Genomic DNA, 19397 nt, shown 5'->3' with positions numbered 1-19397 from the left:
GATCTCACGGTCTCCTACTCCTGCTCAGGCTCGCAGATGGGCCATCCGTCGTCGCCGATGGGACCGAACAGGATCAGGTCCTCCCCCAGTTGCTGCTCGGAGATGTCTCTGTTCACGACCCCGGACGACAGGGGGCATGAGCCATCCTTCGTGGCGGTCAGCGTGTAGTGGCCCGCAGGAAAGCCGTCGAACCGGTAGGTGCCGTCCGGGCCGGTGACCATCGACATCCCGCCCGGTTCCAGGGTGACGGTGGCCCCCTCCACCGGAGACCACCATGGGTAGTTCACCACTGTGCCGGAGATGCTGGGCACGCCTTCTACCGTGAACCAGCCCCTGGCCTCCGGGGACCTGTGGCCCACTTCGTCCACGGCGACGACGCTGACGAAGTCGGTGCCCGCCCAGCGCGCGTCGATCGTGACCGTGGCCGAGCCTCCGGTCGCCTGGACGCTTCGGTTCGAGCCGTTGTCGTCGTAGTCGAACCTGACCACGTTCGTGTCGCCGCGCGCGTCGAACCGCACGGTCAGTTTCTCTCCCTGTGTCACGGTGTTCCCGTCGGGGAACGAGACGCCCGGCTGGAGAGGCACGGCGAAGGCCGCCAGGTGGGAGTCGGACTCGGCGTAGTCGTACACGCGGACGTCGTCCACGGCCCCGCCGAGGAAACCGGTCGCGACTCCGGCGGCCTTGGCGCGCCCGATGGCCGTCGGGCCGGTGGCGCGGAAACCGCCCTCGAGGGTGGCGGTGGTCGACTGCCTGACGCCGTTAACGTAGAGCCGCAGCTCATGGGTGAACGAGTCGTAGACGCCCGCGAGGTGCGTCCACTTCCCCGCCGTCGCGGCGGCGTCGGAGGACACGACGGCCGAGACGGGGGCGTCCGTGTCGGAGCCCGCCATCCGGAAGGTCCATCGGTCGCCGGACTGGCCCAGCACGTACGCGGAGGTGACGGCGCCGTCCACGGACACCGCGGCCACCTCGCCGCCCCCGATCGCGGACGGCTTCACGCGCGCGGTGACCGTGAAGGTGTGGTCGGTGCGCACCTTGGTCATCGTGCCGGTGTCCGGGTTCGGCGCGCGCACCGGGCCGTTCGTGGCGGCGAAGGCGGAGACACCGTCCAGTGAGAGGGCGGCGCCCACGCCGCCCCTTCCGTCGGTGTGGGTGGCGCCGCCGGAGAGGACGGCCGTATTGCCGTGCCCGGTGAGGTCGCCGGCGTCGCCGGTCTCGTCGAACGTCCACTCGGCCGCGGGGCCCGCCGGTGTCCGAACGCTGAAGGAGTAGGTGAACGGCGTGGAGAACCGGCCGGCCCGGTCCTTGGACCACACGGTCAGCCTGTTGGAACCGTCGTGCGGCGGGGCGACCGTGATCGTGGCGCCGTGGTCGTGCGCGCGAGCGGCGACGAATGTGCCACCGAGGGTTCCGGAGTCGAAGCTGTATTCGTAACCCTCGATGTCGTCGCCGCCCTCGGCCGGAGCGGTGACCTCGAAGACGCCGGGGACGCCCACGCCGCCATGGATGCCGTCCGCGGGATAGTCGCTCGAGGTGACGCCGGCCGGCGCAGGCGGCGGTGTGAGGTCGACCGTGAACTGGCACTTGACCGACCACGGCCCGAAGGCGGTGCCGTCGAAGGTCCGCGCCTGCCACACGTACGACGAGCCGTCGGTGAGCCTGCCCGCGGGGATGGCCTGCGAGACGTTCGACGGGTTGCCGGACGCCTGGGACAACACGTCGGTCTCGTTGCGGGTTCCGCCGAGGGGCCACCAGTAGAAGAACGTGGTCAGCGACTGCTTGCCGGGGGTCGGGTGCTGCTGCCTCGCCGCGAGAACCGGCGTGGCCGTCAGCACGGACGGTCGCGAGTCCCCGGTGACGCACGGCTTGCCGTGCGACATCAGGTTGGTCGGCGCCAGGGGCACGTCCGCGGCGGCCGCGGGGAGCGGAATCGCCAGCAACGACGCCGCCAGGGCGAACGCGGCGGATGCACTCCACAGTCGAGAGCGCTCACGACTGCGGTTTCGGCCGGTTTTTCCCGGCCACAGGAATCTCATCTCAACCTCACGGAAAGATCGGTCCAAAGCGCTCTGATCGTAAGAAGATGGCCGAAACCGTGAAAGCTGACAGTCGGTAAACCTCCGGACACCATGTAACGCCTCGACAGCGAGATCCGATAGGGATGGCCCGAAATCCGGGAGAACCGCTGAACCACCTGCGTGGACGCATGACTGTTCTCACGGCTTGAGACGCACACGTGGACATGTCGGGCGAGAGCGCCGAGGGTGATTGTGATGCTTGTCACACAGGGTTCGACACCGGGGCTCTCCGGTCCTGTTCCGGCGGGAGACTTCATGTCGGCGAGCCGTACCGGACGGTCTTCGGCGGAAGAGGGCTGACGATGTCGAGAGCGATGAGCGGCCGGGAGCGCGAGGCGTTCCTCGCGGAGGTGCGGGTCGCGGTGGTGAGCGTCGTGGACGGGGACGACCGCGGCCCGCTCACCGTGCCGATCTGGTACGACTACGCGCCCGGGGGCGACATCGTCCTGATCACCGCACGCGACAGCCGTAAGGCACGGTTGATCAGGCAGGCGGGCCGGTTCAGTCTCTGCGTCCAGTCCACCGAGGTGCCCTACCGGTACGTCTCGGTGGAGGGGCCGGTGACCGTGATCGACGAGTCCGTGACCCGGGACGAGCGGCGCGACTTCGCCCGGCGCCATCTCGGTGAGGAGGGCGCCGACCGTTACGTCGCCTCCACGGAGGAGGCGACGGACCGGATGATCAGAATTCGCATGCGCCCGGAGGTGTGGCTGTCGGAGGACCAGAGCTAGTGGCTCGTCACCGCGCCGGCGCTCACCGTATTTCGGTGCCGAAGCGTGATGTCGGATGCGCCAACCCAGAGACCCTCCCGACCGTCGACCGTCGGCAGATGACGGTCGTGGACCCAGGAGGTCTCATATGGCACATAACGAACGGTGGCGCCGTCCGGCGGGACGCGGGCTGAGATTGGCGGCCATCCTGGCCGTGGCCGCCGCAGCGGGCGGTCTCGCCACGTCGGGCGGAATCGCCCTGGTGAGTGCATCTTCTGCACCGAGCACGATCTACGCCTGCGTCGGCAAGACCACCCGAGCCGCCCGGATCGTTCCCTCGACGACCAAGTGCAAGACAACCGAGTCGCGGCTCTCCTGGAATGTGAAGGGACCCCAGGGCCCCACGGGGAAGACCGGCGCGACAGGCAAAGCGGGTGCCCAGGGCCCGGCGGGTAAAACCGGCGCGACCGGTCCTCAAGGCCCCAAGGGTGCCACAGGTCCGCGGGGGGCGACCGGTCCGACGGGCCCGACGGGCCCGGCGGGCCCGGCGGGCCCCAAGGGCGACTCCGTTCCGGATCCGCGTTTCGGTACCGGAACCAGCCTCGCCACGGCCGGCAGGGGAACGGAGTGCACCATGGGGTCCGTGTGGCTGGTGGCCGGCAGCGTCGCCGGAGGCACCCCGGCCGCCGGACAGACGTTGGCGATCAACCAGAACCAGGCGCTGTTCGCGTTGCTCGGCACCTCCTACGGAGGCGACGGACGGACCACGTTCAAGCTGCCCGACCTGCGCAGTGCCGCCCCGAACGGGCTGACCTACGTGATCTGCACGCAAGGCGTCTTCCCCGGACGCGACAGCTAGTGGCCCGCGACCGAACCTCGGACGGCTGATCGATCTCCGACGGTGGACTCGTCAGGCCGGGCTGCCTCGTTGGAGGTGGTCCTGACTCGCCGACCGCCGTGAGCTCACCCATCAGAAGCTCGACCAGTTGCCCGGCGAAGGTTGCGTGACGGGCCACTAGAGAGCGATCCGCTCGCGGACGAACGAGGTCTTACCTCCCTCGTCCGCGCCGTCCGCCGCCCGGAAGAGCAGGTTCCTCGCGGCGGACAGCACGGTTCCGTCGAAACCGAGCAGCCGGACGGTCACCTGCTCCGCCTCGGGCACGGCGAAGGAGATCGAGTTCGTCCCGTCCGCGACGGCGACGACCGCGACCGGCCGGTCGTTGGCGTAGGCGTCGACGCCGGTGAGCGCGCGGGTGGACAGGGTGAGCGTGATCTGGGCGCCGTCGACGGCGACGTCCTCGACCTCCAGGGTGCGCGGCCTGCCTTCACGCAGGAGCGCGACGGCCCTGTCCATCAGGTCCAGGTTGCCTTCGAGGACGTCACGCCTGGTCAGTCGGTACAGGTGGTCGGGAACGACACCGAAGTCCTCGATGACCTGGCCCTCGTGGGCGCCGACCCGGAGCGTACGGCGGATGGAGAGCCGGAAGTCGGCTCCGCCGGGGAGCGGACGGAGCGGGCCTTCCGGCCAGTCCTGCAGGATGGCGGAGTGGGTGCGGACCTCCGCGCCGCCCGCGCCGGTCGCCTCGTCCACCCCGAGCACCGGGCCGACGCGGTTGTCCTGGAAGCCTGCGGCGAACGTGTCGGTGGCGCTGTAGCAGAGGGCGTCGGTGACGAGCACGACCGGCCCGTGGTAAAGCTGCCCCGCCGTGTTGATGAAGTCGGCCGCGTCCAGCGGCACACCACTGGAGTACTGCGCGCCGGTCTGCACCGAATCGGCGATCGACGCGCGCCAGTCCGCCATCTCGTCCCGGGCCTGGGTGAATGCGGCGGTGGTCGGAGTGCAGACGAACTGGGCCAGTCCCGGGGCGATCCGGTTGGGGGTGAGCATCTGCAGCAGGTATTCGGCCGCGACGACGAAGCCGCCGCCGTTGTCGCGGACGTCGACGATGAGCCCGTTCTCCGGCATCAGGGTCAGGACCCTCGCCACCTCGTTGAGGAAGCCGATGATGTCGTCGACGAAGTCTCCGTCGGCGTTCAGGTCCTCGAGGTGGAAGGAGAAGATCCGCAGATGGCCGTACTCGCGGCCGTCCCCGGTGCGGATGATCCTGGCCTTCAGCTCGGGCCGGGTGGTGGCGATATCGCCGCCCATCGCCGCCCCGCCGGCACCGGGCTCCTCGCCCGACGCGGTGAACAGCCGCTTGCGCAACCGCTGCGCGAGGCTCGTGCGCAGGTCGTAGCCGACCGCGGTCGGCACCGCCCCCGCCACGGTCGGGCGGAGGCCGAGGAACTCGCGGAGGTCCCCGATGGAGTCGAAGACCCGCCAGGGGATGCGGACGTCACGCGTCACGCCGGCCTGCGTCCGGTACCTGATGTCGGCCCAGTCCTCCTCGAGCAGCGCCGAGGTGACGAACGGGCGGATCGCCATGGCCTGCAGTCCCCGGGCGAGCCGGGCCGCGGGGTTGCCGCCGAACTCGCGCTCGGCGTTCCTGGCCACGGCCAGCTCCATGGGCATGCCGTTCCAGTGGGTGACCTCCACCCCGGGAACGAGTTGCGGGTCGCCCGTCAGCTTGTCGTAGCGGCTCGTGACGAGGTAGCGGGATGCGTCCCCGTCCCAGCACCGCTCGACCCGGATGCCGAGGAATGCGACCGGGCCCTGGTACGCCTCCGGAAGGACGTACTCGGTGTGCCCGTCGCGGAGCTGATTGAAGATCTTGACGAGCTCGACGTGGAACTCGGCGTCGGACAGCGTGGGCAGCTTGGCGCGCAGCAGGCGCAGCCGCTGGCTGGGATCGATCGCGTACATCGCGCGCTTGTGCAGCAGGTGCGCGTAGAGCCCGTCGATGACGACGGCCGCCTGGTCGACCAGCACCGCCCGGTCGGCCGGGGTGAGCGGGCTGGACTGGACGATCTCGCGCATCCGCGGCATCTCGTGCACGTCGCCGAGTGCGTGGTCGTCCGCCAGGCCGAGAACGGGAATCTCTGGCATGGGCCCCCCTTTGAGGTCTCTCACGAGGGTCATCCCGGTGGGATCACCACCTCATGGAGGGAGGCTAAGCCGACGTCGCCATGACCGTCCTGAGTACGCCCCTACTCACCTTCCGCGCCGCGCCCTTTAATGCCAGAGGTGCGATATATCACCTTTCATGCTGTTTGTACGACATAAGCAGGGGTATGGAGGGTCGATCTCGTGTCGATCTCGGGGGGAGAACGACGATGAGCGGACACGAGCGCGAACGGCGTACCGGAACGGAGCCGAGCGGATCAGAGGCGATTTCCCGGCGGCAGTTCTCCATGCTGGGAGCCGTGGCGGTGGGCGGCGCGGCACTGGGCACGGGCGTCCTGCGCGGGGCGGCGGGCCCCACGCCCAGCCCGTCGCCGTCGGGCGGTGCGAGACCGCCGGCGTCGCCGGTCGGATTCGTCCTCGGGCACGAGCAGTTCCGGACACCGGACCTCGTCCGTTTCGCCGAGATGGCCGACCGCGCCGGGTTTGGATACGTATGGACGAGCGACCACTCCCAGCCGTGGCAGGACAACGAGGGCCACAGCATGTTCCCGTGGCTGACACTGGCTCTGATCGGCGACCGCACACCCCGGCTGACGTACGGCACGGGTGTCACCTGCCCGCTGTACCGCCACCATCCCTCCCAGGTCGCGCAGGCGTTCGCCTCCCTCGGCGTCCTGACGCCCGGGAGGGTGTTCCTCGGCGTCGGCGCGGGAGAGGCGCTCAACGAACTGGCCTCGACGGGCCGGTTCGACCGCTATCCCGAGCGCCATGACCGGCTGATCGAGGCCATCGGGCTCATCCGCAAGCTCTGGACCGGCGAGCGGGTCACCCACAAGGGCCGCTACTACCAGACCGAGGAGTTCAAGCTGTACGACGTGCCGGCCACTCCCGTGCCGATCCACGTCGCGGCCAGCGGCCCGAAGAGCGCCTACCTGGCCGGGCGGTACGGCGACGGCTGGGTGGTTCAGACACACGACGTCACCGACAAGCGCATGGTCGACGCGTTCAACGAGGGCGCGCGCGCCGCCGGGAAGAACCCCGATACCATGCCCAAACTCGTCGAGACCTGGGTCGTGGTGGGCGGCCAGGCGGAGGCCGACCAGGCGGCGCGGAAGTGGCGGTTCACCGTCCACGGCTTCGGCGACCTGCTCTACCAGCCCAATCCGGTGACCATCCAGCGCATCGCCGAGCAGCGCTGGCCGTTGTCGAAGGTCTACGCCTCGTGGCCGCGCGGCACCGATCCCCAGGTGCACATCAAGGCCGTCCAGCACCTGCTCGACATCGGCGCCACGCCGTTCATCCACTCCGGCCAGGACGACCAGGAGAAGGTGATCGACTTCTACGCCCGGGAGGTGCTCCCCCACGTCCACCGATGACCCGGCGGAATCACACAGAGAGTGATCACGAGCGGAAGGGGATCGCGCGCAGTGCGTCACCTGTACGAAGCAGGAGCATGTCATCCGCGAGGAACAGCAGGGGGCGCTCCCCCTGCGGACCGGCGGCCGGACGCTCCATTCCGTCGCTGACCCGCCAACTGCGAATTCCGGCCGTGCCGCTTCGCGTGGTCATGTAGACGACGTCACGCCAAGCGACGGGAGTCCCGCCCAGACTTTGCGCTCCATCATGAACCGACCAGACCCTGGTGCCGGTGCGGACGTCCAGCGCAAGGATCCCGTAACCGGACCCGGCGCACAGGACGTCCCCGTCGACCGCGAGCGACACCCCGGAATTCACGATCTCGGCGTCGTCGCCGCTGGGCGCGAACGTCCATATCTCTCGCCCGGTACGGGCATCCCATCCGTGGATCCGCATGGGGTCCTCAGGCGTCTCGGCGCTCGCGACGTAGATCGCGTCCTCCTTGACCACAGGTCGCGACATCATCCCCGCGGAGAACGACCACCCGCTCTTACCGGTCTGGACGTCGATGCCGACCAGTTCCGACGTGGTGGAAAGCGCGAACTGCGGATCGTCAGAAGGCGCGACGATCGATCGGACGACATGCACGAAACCGGCGACCTCGGTGCTGAGCCAATCGATGAGGCCCGAGGTCCCCGGCCGTCCGCCTCCGGCGTGCGGCACCACGGTCCACTCCGCGGCGGCGACGTCGGCCGTCCACCTCGGTGTGCCGTCGGCGCCATCGACGGCCCGGAGCCACTGGGTGTTCGGGTGCGTGATCGGGTCGTCCATGTCGGCCCGCAGGGTGCCCCCGAACGTTTCCAGGGCGACCGGGCCGCTGACCGCCAGGCGCTGGACATCGGTGAAGTGGAAATCGCCCGACGGGAGCGCGCTCCGCCAGACGACCTTGCCGGTGGCGGCCTCCAGAAGCAGAAGCACCCCCTCGGCGTCGTGCACCAGAACCGATCCAGGCCGAGGGCCGGGGTGGATCGGGACGTACCCGACGGTGTCGTGGCGCCACACCTGCTTGCCCGACCGTCTGTCCAGCCCGAGCACGGCGCTGCTCGGCTGCCCTCCGGCGACCACCACCACGTCACCGGACAAGATGACGCCCTGGTCCACCGCGATGCCGTAGTCGCCCTTCCAGACGGTCGCACCCGTGTCGGCGGCCAGGGCGTAGACCGAGCCGGACGTGTCGTACAGGTAGAGATCATTGCCACTGCGCAGCGGCGTGCAGAGATCCGCCATTTCGATGGGCGCGTGCCATCCGGCTGTGGACGGCGTCGGTGAGGGCGACGGAGACCGGAACTCGCGTCTGGGGGGCGGTCCCGGCTGCGAGGCTCGCCCCTGGATGTACCAGCCGATGCCGGCCGCCGCCAAGCCCGCGGTGACGCCTGTCAGGATGACCGTCCGGCGCGAGAGTGCAGGCCGGTCGGCCGGCTCGTCCTCCGTCACGACTGCGCCAGCCGCTGGTAGTAATCGATCATCGCGGTGACCCCCGGATGAACGATCAGAGACGAATCCGCCGTGAAACTCTTCAAGCCACGCAGGACCCCGGCCGCGCAGGACCGTACCTCGTCGTCGATGGGCTTCGGAGACTCGCCCCGGACATAGCGGGCGTAATCAGCCTCTGACGCCTCGTAGTAGTCGGTCCAAACACCGTCTCCCCAGTAAGCCTCCTTGCCGCCCTTGGACACTCCGTAGACGGAGAACCGCCACATCAACGACATACCGGCACCCTTCTCGGGGCCCATGGTGATCGACAGGGCGTCCGCCTCGTGCGGCGCCACTTCGAAGACCTGAGGATCAACGTGCGTCCACGGCTCCGAGAGCGTCGCGGGGAACCGGAAGTCATAGGCGAGGCTCGGAAGGACCGCATCGCCCTCACCGGGACCGCACCCGATCGGCCGGAGGGTCGAGTGCACCACGAGCTTCACGCCGGTCAATATCGCCGGATCCTGGTCGGAATTGCGAAGGGTCACCACGAGCGCGCGACGCTCCTCGGTCTCGCCGCCGGTCGGGACCGTGCTCACATCCCCGTCGGAGATGGACCTCACCGGAACGGCGACCGGGTCGCGCGAGGCCTGCATGCCGACCAGTTCCAGCCTTTCGTCGGCGGGAACGGCGGAAACACCAGGGCTGGGTTCCGACGACTCCGTGGGCGCCACCACCTGCAACACGCCGAAGACGACGGCGGCCACGACACCGGCGATCGCCGTGATGCCCCCGACGGCCTCCCAGGAGAGCCGGCGACCTTTCCGCGCCGGGGCCTTCGCGGCCAAGGCGTCCGGGGACGAGTCCTCGGACGGTGTGGTCTTCAGGGGCGGGAGGGGCTTGTCGGCAGGCCCATCGTCGCCGTCCTCAGGCTCCATGCTCCCGGACGACATCGGCACGGCCTCCAAGGACTACAACCCACAGAAAATCGAGATATGCCAAGGGCAGATTAGTCCAACGCCAAAGATCCGCAAATAACGTAATGAACCCGATTCGGGGATGCCGGCTCCAATATGGAGCATCGCCCCCTGCACTTCAGCCATCCGGATCCGCGACCGCCACATCGGACGGGACTCAACCGTAGATCGTTGCATTTTTTACTTTTACAAAGCGCCACGGCGGCCCATCTGGCATGGCCACCCCGCGACCGGCGTTCCCGGCCGTCCGCCGGGAGAACACGAGGCGGCCGAACCTCCGTGGACACAGGGCATGCGAAGCGCACAGTCTCCCCAACGTGCACGGTCCTACACAATGTTCACATAACCCGACACCTAGGCTAGGTGTAACGCAGCCACCCAAATGCCACATTTTGTTCATACAGTTACGAAATGGACTTCAACGGACTCCATGGAGATATCCGCCGTGCCGCGCACCAGGCTCTGGGCTTCGCACGCAAGGGCGATCCCGCGCCGACCGGCATCGCCCCGACGCGGAAGACCTCGGTCACCTCCAGGTCCGGGCCCGTCCCCAGCCCCGGCGATACCGACTGTTCAGTGGAGGGCGCAGGTGACTCATAGCCCATCGCGGCCTCCTCTCCCGAACCGGGCACCCACGCCCAGGGCCGCCACCGACCCGCTCGCACCGGCCCATCGGAGGGCGACGTGGTGACCCGCGCCATCTCCCACGGCACGACCGGCGGCAGGAGATTCCGCTGGACCATGTACCGGCCGCAGTCACTGCGGGCGCGTTACACGATGGCCGCGACCGCGTTGTCGTTCCTGGTCCTGACCGGGGCGGGCGCGAGCCTGGACATGGTCATCCGCCACAAGCTCGAGACCGACGCGTGCGCCGAGACCAGACGTGTCGCCGGGCTGTGGAGCACGGCGATGCGCAACGGCGACGTGCCGCACACGATCCCTGTCTTCAATCAGGTCAAGCTCGTCCAGGTCGTGGATTCCAGGGACCGCGTCGTCGAGGCCAGCAAGCCGGCCGCCGGTCTGCCGCCGCTGTCCGCGGTGCGGCCGCCGCCCGACAATCCGATCCAGAAGCTGACCGAGTGCGGCCCGGGCGGATGCTCTCTTCTCACGGCCATCAGGACCTCCCGGGAGGCGGACTCCACCTTCGTCTACGCCGCGCTTCCCGCGCCGTCCATCCTGATGAAGCACCGCCTGGAGTTGTTGATCACGGCCGCGGCCCTGCCGCTGCTGGCGGCGATCGCCCGGCTGACCTGGGCTCTGCTCGGCAGGTCCCTGTGCCCGGTGACACTGAGCCGCGCCAAGATGTCGGAGATCACTCCGAACGACCTGAGCCTGCGGCTGCCTCAGCCGCCCGGCCGCAACGAGATCTCCCAGATTGTCGGCACCGCCAACGAGGTCCTCGACCGGATGGAGACGGCGGTGCAGCACCACCGCCGGTTCGCCTCCGACGCCTCTCACGAGTTGCGGACTCCGATGGCCGGAATGCGCCTCCAACTGGAGAGCGCCCTTCTCGATCCGGAAAATGTTAACGCGCACGATGCCATCAGATCGGCGCTCATGGGCGTCGACCGCCTCCAGGCGATCGTCGACGATCTGCTTGTCCTGGGCCGCATCAACGGCGCCGAACCGGCCCCACCCGGCGCCGTCGACATCGACGATCTGGTCCGCGACGCCGTGGAGCGGCGGGACGGCGGCGTGCCCGTGCACGTCCATCCATCAGGCGGCGCCCGCGTCAACGGCACGTGCGTCCAGCTCACGCGGGTCATCGAGAACCTGCTCAACAACGCCCAGCGTCATGCGGAGACCCGGGTGGACGTCACCATCGAGACGGTGGGCGGCGAGGTCGTCCTCACCGTGTCGGACGACGGCGACGGCATAGCGCCCCGGGACCGTGAGCGCGTCTTCGAACGCTTCACGCGGCTGGACTCCGGCAGGCGCCGCGATCCCAGTGGCAGCGGCCTCGGGCTGGCCATCTCCCGCGAGATCGCCGAAGCCCACGGCGGGACCCTCTGCTGCGAGGACGCGCCACTGGGCGCCCGCCTGGTTCTCCGGTTGCGGCTCCTCGACCAGAGAAGCGATCCGCTGACGGCGGCCTGAGCGGCTCCATCGCACATCGGCCCTGAGATCTTCCGCCCCGACGTGGGCGTCACACGGCTGATCCGGCCATGCCGGTGAATCCGACGACCAGGCCCTCGATCTGGGCACGCAGCTCCGCCGCGGTGATCTGGGGATCGAGTAGCGCACTGACGCACTGACGGCGCAGGGCGCGGTTGAGGGCGACCGCGGACTCGTCACCGATGCCCGGATGAGCGATCCGGATGGTGTCGACCAGACCGACGATCTCAGTCTCGAGCGCCTCGTCGAGGAGCGCGCGGAACGTGTCGACCCCGAGATGGGTGGCGGCGAGCACCGAGGGAGCGACGAAGGCGCCGGCGGCCGCGGTCAGCGAGTCCAGGCTGGCCGCGAGGTAGGCCTGCGGATCGGTCAGAGCCAGGTGGCCGTGCCGGTCACGGAACCTCGCGCAGAGGCGTTCGAGATTGGCGGGCGAGAGGCCGAAGAGCAGGAGCTCCCGCTTGTTCGGGAAGTAGTGGTAAAGGCCCCCGACCGACATCCGCGCGGCCCGCGCCGCCCGTGCCATGGTGATCTCCTTGACACCGGACGCACTGATCAGCGGTGCCACCGCGAGGAAGATCTCCTGCTGACGCCCGACCCGATCCTCGGCCGGTCGCCCAGGTTTTCCGAACATGGCGGCAGCTTCCTTCCGACAATCCCGAGCCCACTTGTGCGTCCTGGGTGGCGATCTGAAGACTTCTCATGACGGTTTCGCCGGGCCCGTCCGCCGTCGCCTCTTCAGCCCGTTTTCTCTGGGGGACAGCCATGACCGAAAACAACGTCGAGATTATCAGGCGGCTCTACGACGCCTTCGAGACGCACGACTTCAATGTGATCGCCGAGCTCTTCGACCCCGACGTCGAGATCTACCAGTCGGAACTGCTGCCCTGGGGCGGGGACTACAAGGGGCACGACGGAGCGGTCACCTTCTTCACCGGGCTTCTCCAGCACATCGACTCCAAGGTGACCGTCGAGCAGATCGTCGAAGCCGGCGATCGCGTCGTGGAGGTCGGCCGCACCGTCGGCACGACCACGAACGGCTCCGTCCCCTTCGACGTCCCCGAGGTCCACGTGTGGCAGGTGCGCGACGGCAGGATCGTCCGCATGGAGTCCTACGTCGACGTCCCGCTCATGCTCAAGGCACTGAGCTGACTCAGGGCTGACTCAGGGCTGACTCAGGGCTGAACCAGGCGGTCAGGCCGGCGCGGCCGGCCGTTCAGCGACACCTCTCCGCCGGGGGGCCGGTCCGGCCCCCCGAGCAGGTCGTGGACTTCCCGCAGCCGCGCGGTCGCGCGGCACGGACGTGTCGGCGGCGTTGCTCACGATCCACTCCTTCGGTGGGTCCAGTTCTTCTCACATGCCTCGAGTCCTGCCCGGCGTTCATCGCGTCACCGAGAGGGCCGAGCGCTGCGCGCAGCCGTGTCGGCGAGACCGCCCACGAGTTCCCGACGAGGTTTCCGCGAACCATTCGACCTTTGCTGTTCCGGCAGGCGGCTGGATGAACCTTGGGTGCTCCACCAGTCGGGTGACGGCTGCGCGGAAGTCAGGGCAGCGGCGGTCGGTCCAGGCGTTATCGGTGATCGCTTTTCAATTCTCACGGAATCGTGAGCGACTTCCGTGAGAATTGAAAAGCGGCGCCATTAGCGCAGTGGCGACCGCCGGGCCGGGGTTCACCCTCGGATCACGCGGGGGGAACCTGCTCTCACGGCCGAAGAGCGCGTCGTCGCCTGACGGTACGGCCCCGCCCGACGCCCTGAGCCGGATGAGCCTTTCGGAACGGCCGCCCCCCTTCTCCGCCGACCGTCGAAGACATCAACGGTCCGAGTCGGATTTCCCGACGGCGCCGGGAATGGTCTAGGCCAATGGGAATCCCCCTTCTCGTGCGTACGGGAAAAGGCGTCCCATCTCGAAGGACGCACTCCTGAGCGCACTTCGAAGAAGGCATTCAGGTGAACCTCTTGTAACCGATTTGACCGCGTGATGCGATACGTCCCAAGTCAGATGCCATCCCCCACACAAAAAGGCTTATTTATGACTAAAGCCGACATTCTGCACGAGCGTTCCCTGATAGAGGACCAGATTCGTGAATACACCCTCTGCAGCCGGCTTCAGGACATCACCGAGGCTCACCCCGACGCCCCCGCGTACTCGATGCGCGCCGGCGACGGCTGGGAGACGCTGACCTTCGCCCAGGCCAGGTCGGAGGTGCTGGCACTCGCGGCCGCCTTCGCCGCGCTGGGCCTGGAGGCGGGCGACGCCGTGACGCTCATGATGGTCAACCGCACCGAGCACGTGCTGGCCGACCTGGGGGCCGTCCACGCGGGGGCGACCCCGATCTCCGTCTACGCCACGCTCGCCCCCGAGCAGGTGACGTACATCGCGGGAGACTCGAACGCGAAGATCGCGGTAATCGGCGGAGCCGACGAACTGGCGCGCTGGCAGCACGCCCTGGACCAACTCCCGCACCTGACCAAGGTGATCGTGCTCGACCCGGAGGCGTGCCCTTCCGGCGACCAATTCATGACCTGGGACGCCTTCGTCGCCCTCGGCAGGGAGCGGCACGCGGCCGACCCCGCGCTCGTCGAGAGCCGCCTGCGGGCCGTACGGCCCGGCGACACCGCCACGGTGCTCTACACCTCGGGCACGACCGGCAACCCCAAAGGCGTGCCGCTGAGCCACCGCAACATCAGCTACGAGGTCAGCGCGATCGAGATGACCTCCTCGCTCCCCAACCTGGGGACGCAGATCTCCTACCTCACCTACGCCCACATCGCCGAGCGGGTACTGAGCCTCTATCTGCCCCTGTTCAAGGGCTCGCACGTCCACTTCTGCCCCGACCTCACGCAGCTCAGCACGGTGCTCCGTGAGGTGCGGCCCGTGCTGTTCTTCGGCGTCCCCCGGGTCTGGGAGAAGATCATGGCGGGGCTGCTCGGGGTCATGGACACCCAGCCCGAGGAGCAGCAGGCACAGGCCAGGGCCGCGATGGCCGCGGGAGTGGCCTACATCGAGGCGGGCCAGAACGGCGCGACGCCTCCTCCTGAGATCGTCCAGGCCTACGAGCAGGCCGACGCGGCCCTGCTGTCACTCGTCCGGTCGCTGATCGGCTTCGACCGGGCGGGCTGGCTGTCGTCGGGTGCGGCGCCCCTCTCCATCGAGGTGCAGCGCTTCTTCGCCGGCCTCGGCCTGAACATCCTCGAGGTCTACGGCATGACCGAGACCACCGGCGCGTGCACGGTCAACACCCCCACCAGGTACAAGCTCGGCTCGGTGGGCCCGGCGCTCCCCGGCGTCGAGCTGAAGATCGCCGACGACGGCGAGGTGCTGATGCGCGGCCCCATCGGGACGTCGGGCTATCTCAACCTGCCCCAGGCCACGGCCGACCTCCTCGACGAGGACGGCTGGCTGCACACCGGTGACGTCGGCACCCTCGACGAGGACGGGTTCTGCCGGATCATCGACCGCAAGAAGGAGCTCATCATCACGGCGGGCGGCGAGAACATCTCCCCCGCCAACATCGAGAACCTTCTCAAGGAGCATCCCCTGGTGGGCCAGGCCCTCGCGTTCGGCGACCGCCGCCCCTACCCGGTCGCGCTCATCACGCTGGACGGCGAGGCCGCCCCGGCCTGGGCCCGCACCCAGGGTCTCACCTTCACCGGGCTCGCCGACCTCGCCGAGCACCCCCAGGTGCTGGCCGCGGTCGAGACCATCGTGACCAGGGCCAACGAGCGCCTGGCACGCGTTCAGCAGATCAAGAAGTGGAAGCTGCTGCCCGTGGAGTGGTCGACCCAGACCGAGGAACTCACGCCCAAGTTCTCCCTGCGCCGCCGGATCATCCACAGCAAGTACTCCGACGCGATCGACCTGCTCTACGGAGACTGATCGCCCCAGCGCGTGAGCCGGCCCGTCACGGACACCGGCTCACGCGTCGGAACTCTCCGGAACACGCGACTCCGGTTTCGCCGAACTGCTTCGCCGAGTCTCTTCGCGAAGCGCCCGTCCCTCATCCCAGGGCCGTGTCGACCAGGGCCCTGGCCTCCTTCTGCACCTCGCCGAGGTGGTCCCGGCCGCGGAACGACTCGGCGTAGATCTTGTAGACGTCCTCGGTACCGGAAGGGCGTGCGGCGAACCAGGCGTTCTCCGTGCACACCTTGAGCCCGCCGATGGCCGCGCCGTTGCCGGGAGCGGACGTGAGCACCTCGGTGATCGGCTCCCCCGCGAGCGTGGCGGCGGTGACCTGCTCAGGCGACAACCGGCTCAGAACCGCCTTCTGCTCGCGCGTCGCGGGCGCGTCGACCCGCGCGTAGGCGGGGTCCCCGAACCGGGAGACCAGACCGGAGTAGTGCTCGCTCGGCGAGCGGCCCGTGACCGCGATGATCTCCGACGCCAGCAGGGCCATGACGATGCCGTCCTTGTCGGTGGTCCACACCGAGCCGTCACGACGGAGGAAGGAGGCGCCCGCGCTCTCCTCACCGCCGAAGCCCAGCGATCCGTCGAGCAGCCCGGACACGAACCACTTGAACCCCACGGGAACCTCGACCAGGCGCCGGCCCAGATCGTCCGCGACCCGGTCGATCATGCTGCTGCTGACCAGGGTCTTGCCGACTCCCGCGTCCGGCCGCCAGCCGGGCCTGTTGCCGTACAGGTAGGAGATCGCGACGGCGAGGAAGTGGTTGGGGTTCATCAGCCCGGCATCGGGGGTCACGATGCCGTGCCTGTCGGCGTCCGCGTCGTTGCCCGTCGAGACGTCGAAGGCGTCGCGCTTGCCGATCAGGGACGCCATCGCGTACGGCGAGGAGCAGTCCATTCTGATCTTGCCGTCCCAGTCGAGCGTCATGAAACGCCAGGTCGGGTCGACCAGGGGATTCACCACGGTCAGGTCGAGCCCGTACCGATCCGCGATCTCCCCCCAGTAGGCCACACTGGCACCGCCCAGTGGGTCGGCTCCGATGCGGACGCCCGCGTCCCGGACCGCCTCGAGATTCACCACCGATCCGAGGTCGTCGACGTACGCCCCGAGGAAGTCGTACCGCCCGGTCGTGGACGCCGACAGCGCGCGGGCGTAGGGGACGCGCCTGACCTCCTTCAGGCCACCGGCGATCAGCGCGTTGGCCCGGTCCTGGATCCACGACGTGGCGTCGGTGTCCGCCGGGCCGCCGTTCGGCGGGTTGTACTTGAAGCCGCCGTCCGCCGGGGGGTTGTGCGACGGAGTGACCACGACGCCGTCGGCGAGCCCCGTCTCGCGACCGCGGTTGAAGGTGAGGATCGCGTGGGAGACGGCAGGCGTCGGCGTGTACCCGTCACGGCTGTCGATCAGCACGGACACGCCGTTGGCCGCGAAGACCTCCAGCGCGCTGACACGGGCCGGCTCGGAGAGGGCATGGGTGTCGACGCCGAGGAAGAGCGGCCCGTCCACGCCCCTGCTCGCCCGGAACTCGCAGATGGCCTGGCTGGTCGCGAGGATGTGGTCCTCGTTGAAGGCGACGTTGAGCGCCGATCCCCGGTGACCCGATGTCCCGAACGCGACCCGCTGGCCGGCCTGTCCGGGATCGGGGTGCAAGGCGTAGTAGGCCGTGACCAGACGGGCCACGTCAACGAGGTCGGAGGGGCCGGCGGGTTGTCCGGCGCGTTGGTCGGCCATGGGCTCTCATGCTCCTGCGGTTCGCCGTCAGACGGGGGCATCCGCCAGTCTGCCCCATATCTTCCGGCTCTCCCCTCCGGGAGGCGCCCTGGTCACCGGCGGCCGTGCCGTACGAGAGGACCGCTTCATCGAATCACCCAAAGGGGTCGTATCGTAACCGAAGCACGCGGGTACCGGATGGTCCCGCGACCTGCCCGCGAACCCGTGATCCGCGCACGAACAGAGGGATGACAACGGTGACATCGACGCACGACGGAGCCGGCTCCGCGCCCGAAGCGGCGGCCCTGCACGAGATCGTCGAAGGCGTCTTCGCCTGGGTGCAACCCGACGGCACCTGGTGGATCAACAACGCCGGGGCGGTGAACGGCCTCGACGGCACCATCGTCGTCGACACCTGCGCCACGGAGCAGCGCACCCGCCGATTCCTGGCCGCCGTGGGCGCGGCCACCGGCGACGCGCCGCTGACCATGGCGGTCAACACGCACCTGCACGGCGATCACACCTACGGCAACAGCCTGCTTCCGAGCACGACGGTGCTGATCGGCCACGAGGCCATGCGCGAGGGGCTGCTGGTCGATCCGATCATCGACGGCTGCCCGCCCGTCTGGCAGCCGGTGCCGGACTGGGGCCGGGTCACGCGACGGGTCCCCTCGGTGGTCCTGCGCTCGGATCTGACGTTGTTCACCGGCTCGCGCCGCGTCGACCTGCTGCACCCCGGCCATCCCGCGCACACGACCGGCGACGTCGTGGCCTGGCTGCCCGAGGAGCGGGTCCTGTTCACCGGCGACCTGATCTTCCACGGCGTCACCCCGCTGGTGTTCATGGGCTCGGTCGAGGGGGCGATCGCGTCGCTGGGCTGGCTCGCCGACTTCGGCGCCGACCACGTCGTCCCCGGTCACGGCCCCCTCATCGCGGGGGCCGAGTTGCCCGGGGTGCTGGCCGGCATGGAGCGCTATCTCCAGCTCGTGCTGCGCACGGCGCAGGCCGGGCTCGCTGAGGGCCTGACGCCGCTCGAGGCCGCGCAGCGCTGCGACCTCGGCGAGTTCGCGGGCATGCCGGACGCCGAGCGGCTGGCGCTCAACCTGCACCGCGCGTACGCCGACGCCACGGGCACGCCGTTCGACCTCCTGGAAGCCATCGGCGACGCCGTACGGTACAACGGCGGCCCGATGGCGAGTGCCGTCTGACGAGCGCCTTCAGCCGGTCTCAGCTCCGAAGGCCCACCCCGCTGAAACCGTCGATGCCGGGCAGCTTGGGGATCGTGGGCTCGTCCGGTTCCGGGCGCCACTCCCCCGTGGACACCAGGCCCGGCTCGGCCAGCTTGAATCCGTCGAAGAACCGCAGGATCTCCGTCCGGGTCCTGGGCGTCACGGAGCCGGTGGCGGTGCGGCGGTAGACCTCGCGGCCCTCCTGGAGCTTCCCGTCGTCGATGTCGCCGAAGGAGAGGTGGTTGATCACCAGGCCGCTTCCGGGAGCGAGCCGGGAGCACAGCGTGCGGACCGCCCTCTCGGCGACGTCGTCCTCGGGGACGAAGTGGAGCACGGCGAGCATGAGCAGCCCGACCGGCTGGTCGAAGTCGATGTGAGCGAGGATCCGCGGGTCGCTCAGGATGGCCTCGGGTTCGCGCAGATCGCCGTCCACGACGATCGACTGCCGGTCGTCCGCCAGCAGGCGGCCGCCCTGGGCGAGCACGATCGGGTCGTTGTCGACGTAGACGGTCCGGGAGTCCGGCGCGACCCTCAGCGCGACCTGATGGACGTTCTCCTGGGTGGGCAGGCCCGCGCCGATGTCGAGGAACTGGCGGACACCCCTTTCCGCGAGGAAGCGCACCGCACGGCTGAGGAAGCGCCGATTGGCCTGGACGCCCTCCCGGATGTTGGGGGTCAGCTCGGCGAGCTTGTCCGCCGCCGCCCTATCGGAGGCGAAGTTGTCCGTGCCGCCGAGGAGGTAGTCGTAGATCCGGGCGACGCTCGGAATCGCCGGATCGATCCCCAACGGTGCCTGTTCCATGTCCATCCGCCCCTCGCCCGCATCCGATGTTGATCTCAA

General features: G+C 69.1%; 14 protein-coding genes. 7 read left to right on the top strand and 7 right to left on the bottom strand.

The features are described from left to right. Positions 1 to 14: 14 nt before the first annotated feature. Positions 15 to 1940: a LamG-like jellyroll fold domain-containing protein gene (locus Pmi06nite_RS12440; protein ID WP_203953078.1), complete on the bottom strand. Its 1926-nt coding sequence runs from the start codon at positions 1938 to 1940 to the stop codon at positions 15 to 17. Positions 1941 to 2380: 440 nt separating this feature from the next. On the opposite strand from Pmi06nite_RS12440, the gene Pmi06nite_RS12435 reads away from it, so the two are divergent. Both Pmi06nite_RS12435 and Pmi06nite_RS42570 read left to right on the top strand, forming a co-directional pair. Further along, positions 2381 to 2809 carry a pyridoxamine 5'-phosphate oxidase family protein gene (locus Pmi06nite_RS12435; protein WP_203953077.1) on the top strand — a complete coding sequence of 143 codons (429 nt, stop codon included), beginning with the start codon at positions 2381 to 2383 and terminating at the stop codon, positions 2807 to 2809. 127 nt (positions 2810 to 2936) lie between these two features. Continuing rightward, entirely contained in the window at positions 2937 to 3647 is a 711-nt protein-coding gene (locus tag Pmi06nite_RS42570) for a phage tail protein (protein ID WP_203953076.1), read from the top strand. Between the two features lie 156 nt (positions 3648 to 3803). Here Pmi06nite_RS42570 and Pmi06nite_RS12425 read toward each other — a convergent pair whose 3' ends face one another. After that, on the bottom strand, positions 3804 to 5774 hold the full coding sequence (locus Pmi06nite_RS12425) for a S41 family peptidase (protein WP_203953075.1): 1971 nt from the start codon (positions 5772 to 5774) through the stop codon (positions 3804 to 3806). 227 nt (positions 5775 to 6001) lie between these two features. On the opposite strand from Pmi06nite_RS12425, the gene Pmi06nite_RS12420 reads away from it, so the two are divergent. Next, positions 6002 to 7168, top strand: a complete 1167-nt coding sequence (locus Pmi06nite_RS12420; RefSeq protein ID WP_203953074.1) for a F420-dependent hydroxymycolic acid dehydrogenase — start codon at positions 6002 to 6004, stop codon at positions 7166 to 7168. A gap of 25 nt (positions 7169 to 7193) precedes the next feature. On the opposite strand, the gene Pmi06nite_RS12415 is transcribed toward Pmi06nite_RS12420, so the two are convergent. Together Pmi06nite_RS12415 and Pmi06nite_RS12410 are read right to left on the bottom strand one after the other, a co-directional pair. After that, positions 7194 to 8642, bottom strand: coding sequence for a PQQ-binding-like beta-propeller repeat protein (locus tag Pmi06nite_RS12415; RefSeq protein WP_203953073.1), 1449 nt, complete (start codon positions 8640 to 8642; stop codon positions 7194 to 7196). Next, the gene (locus tag Pmi06nite_RS12410; RefSeq protein ID WP_203953072.1) at positions 8639 to 9559 is read right to left on the bottom strand and encodes a hypothetical protein; all 921 of its coding nucleotides are present in this window, start codon (positions 9557 to 9559) and stop codon (positions 8639 to 8641) included. The genes Pmi06nite_RS12415 and Pmi06nite_RS12410 overlap by 4 nt, the downstream gene beginning before the upstream one ends. 723 nt (positions 9560 to 10282) lie before the next feature. Here Pmi06nite_RS12410 and Pmi06nite_RS12405 point away from each other — a divergent pair. Further along, a complete protein-coding gene (locus Pmi06nite_RS12405) occupies positions 10283 to 11695 on the top strand; it encodes a sensor histidine kinase (protein WP_203953071.1) in 1413 nt (470 codons plus the stop codon). A gap of 49 nt (positions 11696 to 11744) precedes the next feature. Here Pmi06nite_RS12405 and Pmi06nite_RS12400 read toward each other — a convergent pair whose 3' ends face one another. Further along, positions 11745 to 12344, bottom strand: a complete 600-nt coding sequence (locus Pmi06nite_RS12400) for a TetR/AcrR family transcriptional regulator (RefSeq protein WP_203953070.1) — start codon at positions 12342 to 12344, stop codon at positions 11745 to 11747. Between the two features lie 131 nt (positions 12345 to 12475). On the opposite strand from Pmi06nite_RS12400, the gene Pmi06nite_RS12395 reads away from it, so the two are divergent. Both Pmi06nite_RS12395 and Pmi06nite_RS12390 read left to right on the top strand, forming a co-directional pair. Next, positions 12476 to 12862, top strand: a complete 387-nt coding sequence (locus tag Pmi06nite_RS12395) for a nuclear transport factor 2 family protein (protein WP_203953069.1) — start codon at positions 12476 to 12478, stop codon at positions 12860 to 12862. Positions 12863 to 13741: 879 nt separating this feature from the next. Continuing rightward, positions 13742 to 15589: an AMP-dependent synthetase/ligase gene (locus Pmi06nite_RS12390; RefSeq protein ID WP_203953068.1), complete on the top strand. Its 1848-nt coding sequence runs from the start codon at positions 13742 to 13744 to the stop codon at positions 15587 to 15589. Positions 15590 to 15710: 121 nt separating this feature from the next. Here the strand turns inward: Pmi06nite_RS12390 and pgm are convergent, their stop codons facing one another. Continuing rightward, positions 15711 to 17348 carry a phosphoglucomutase (alpha-D-glucose-1,6-bisphosphate-dependent) gene (pgm, locus tag Pmi06nite_RS12385; RefSeq protein ID WP_203953067.1) on the bottom strand — a complete coding sequence of 546 codons (1638 nt, stop codon included), beginning with the start codon at positions 17346 to 17348 and terminating at the stop codon, positions 15711 to 15713. Between the two features lie 236 nt (positions 17349 to 17584). On the opposite strand from pgm, the gene Pmi06nite_RS12380 reads away from it, so the two are divergent. Continuing rightward, a complete protein-coding gene (locus Pmi06nite_RS12380; protein WP_239113851.1) occupies positions 17585 to 18535 on the top strand; it encodes an MBL fold metallo-hydrolase in 951 nt (316 codons plus the stop codon). A gap of 19 nt (positions 18536 to 18554) precedes the next feature. On the opposite strand, the gene Pmi06nite_RS12375 is transcribed toward Pmi06nite_RS12380, so the two are convergent. Then, entirely contained in the window at positions 18555 to 19358 is an 804-nt protein-coding gene (locus tag Pmi06nite_RS12375; protein WP_239113850.1) for an SAM-dependent methyltransferase, read from the bottom strand. Positions 19359 to 19397 lie beyond the last annotated feature (39 nt).

This window comes from Planotetraspora mira (genome assembly GCF_016863275.1).
In the GTDB taxonomy this organism is placed as follows: domain Bacteria; phylum Actinomycetota; class Actinomycetes; order Streptosporangiales; family Streptosporangiaceae; genus Planotetraspora; species Planotetraspora mira.
This window is presented reverse-complemented; position numbering and strand designations above follow the sequence as displayed.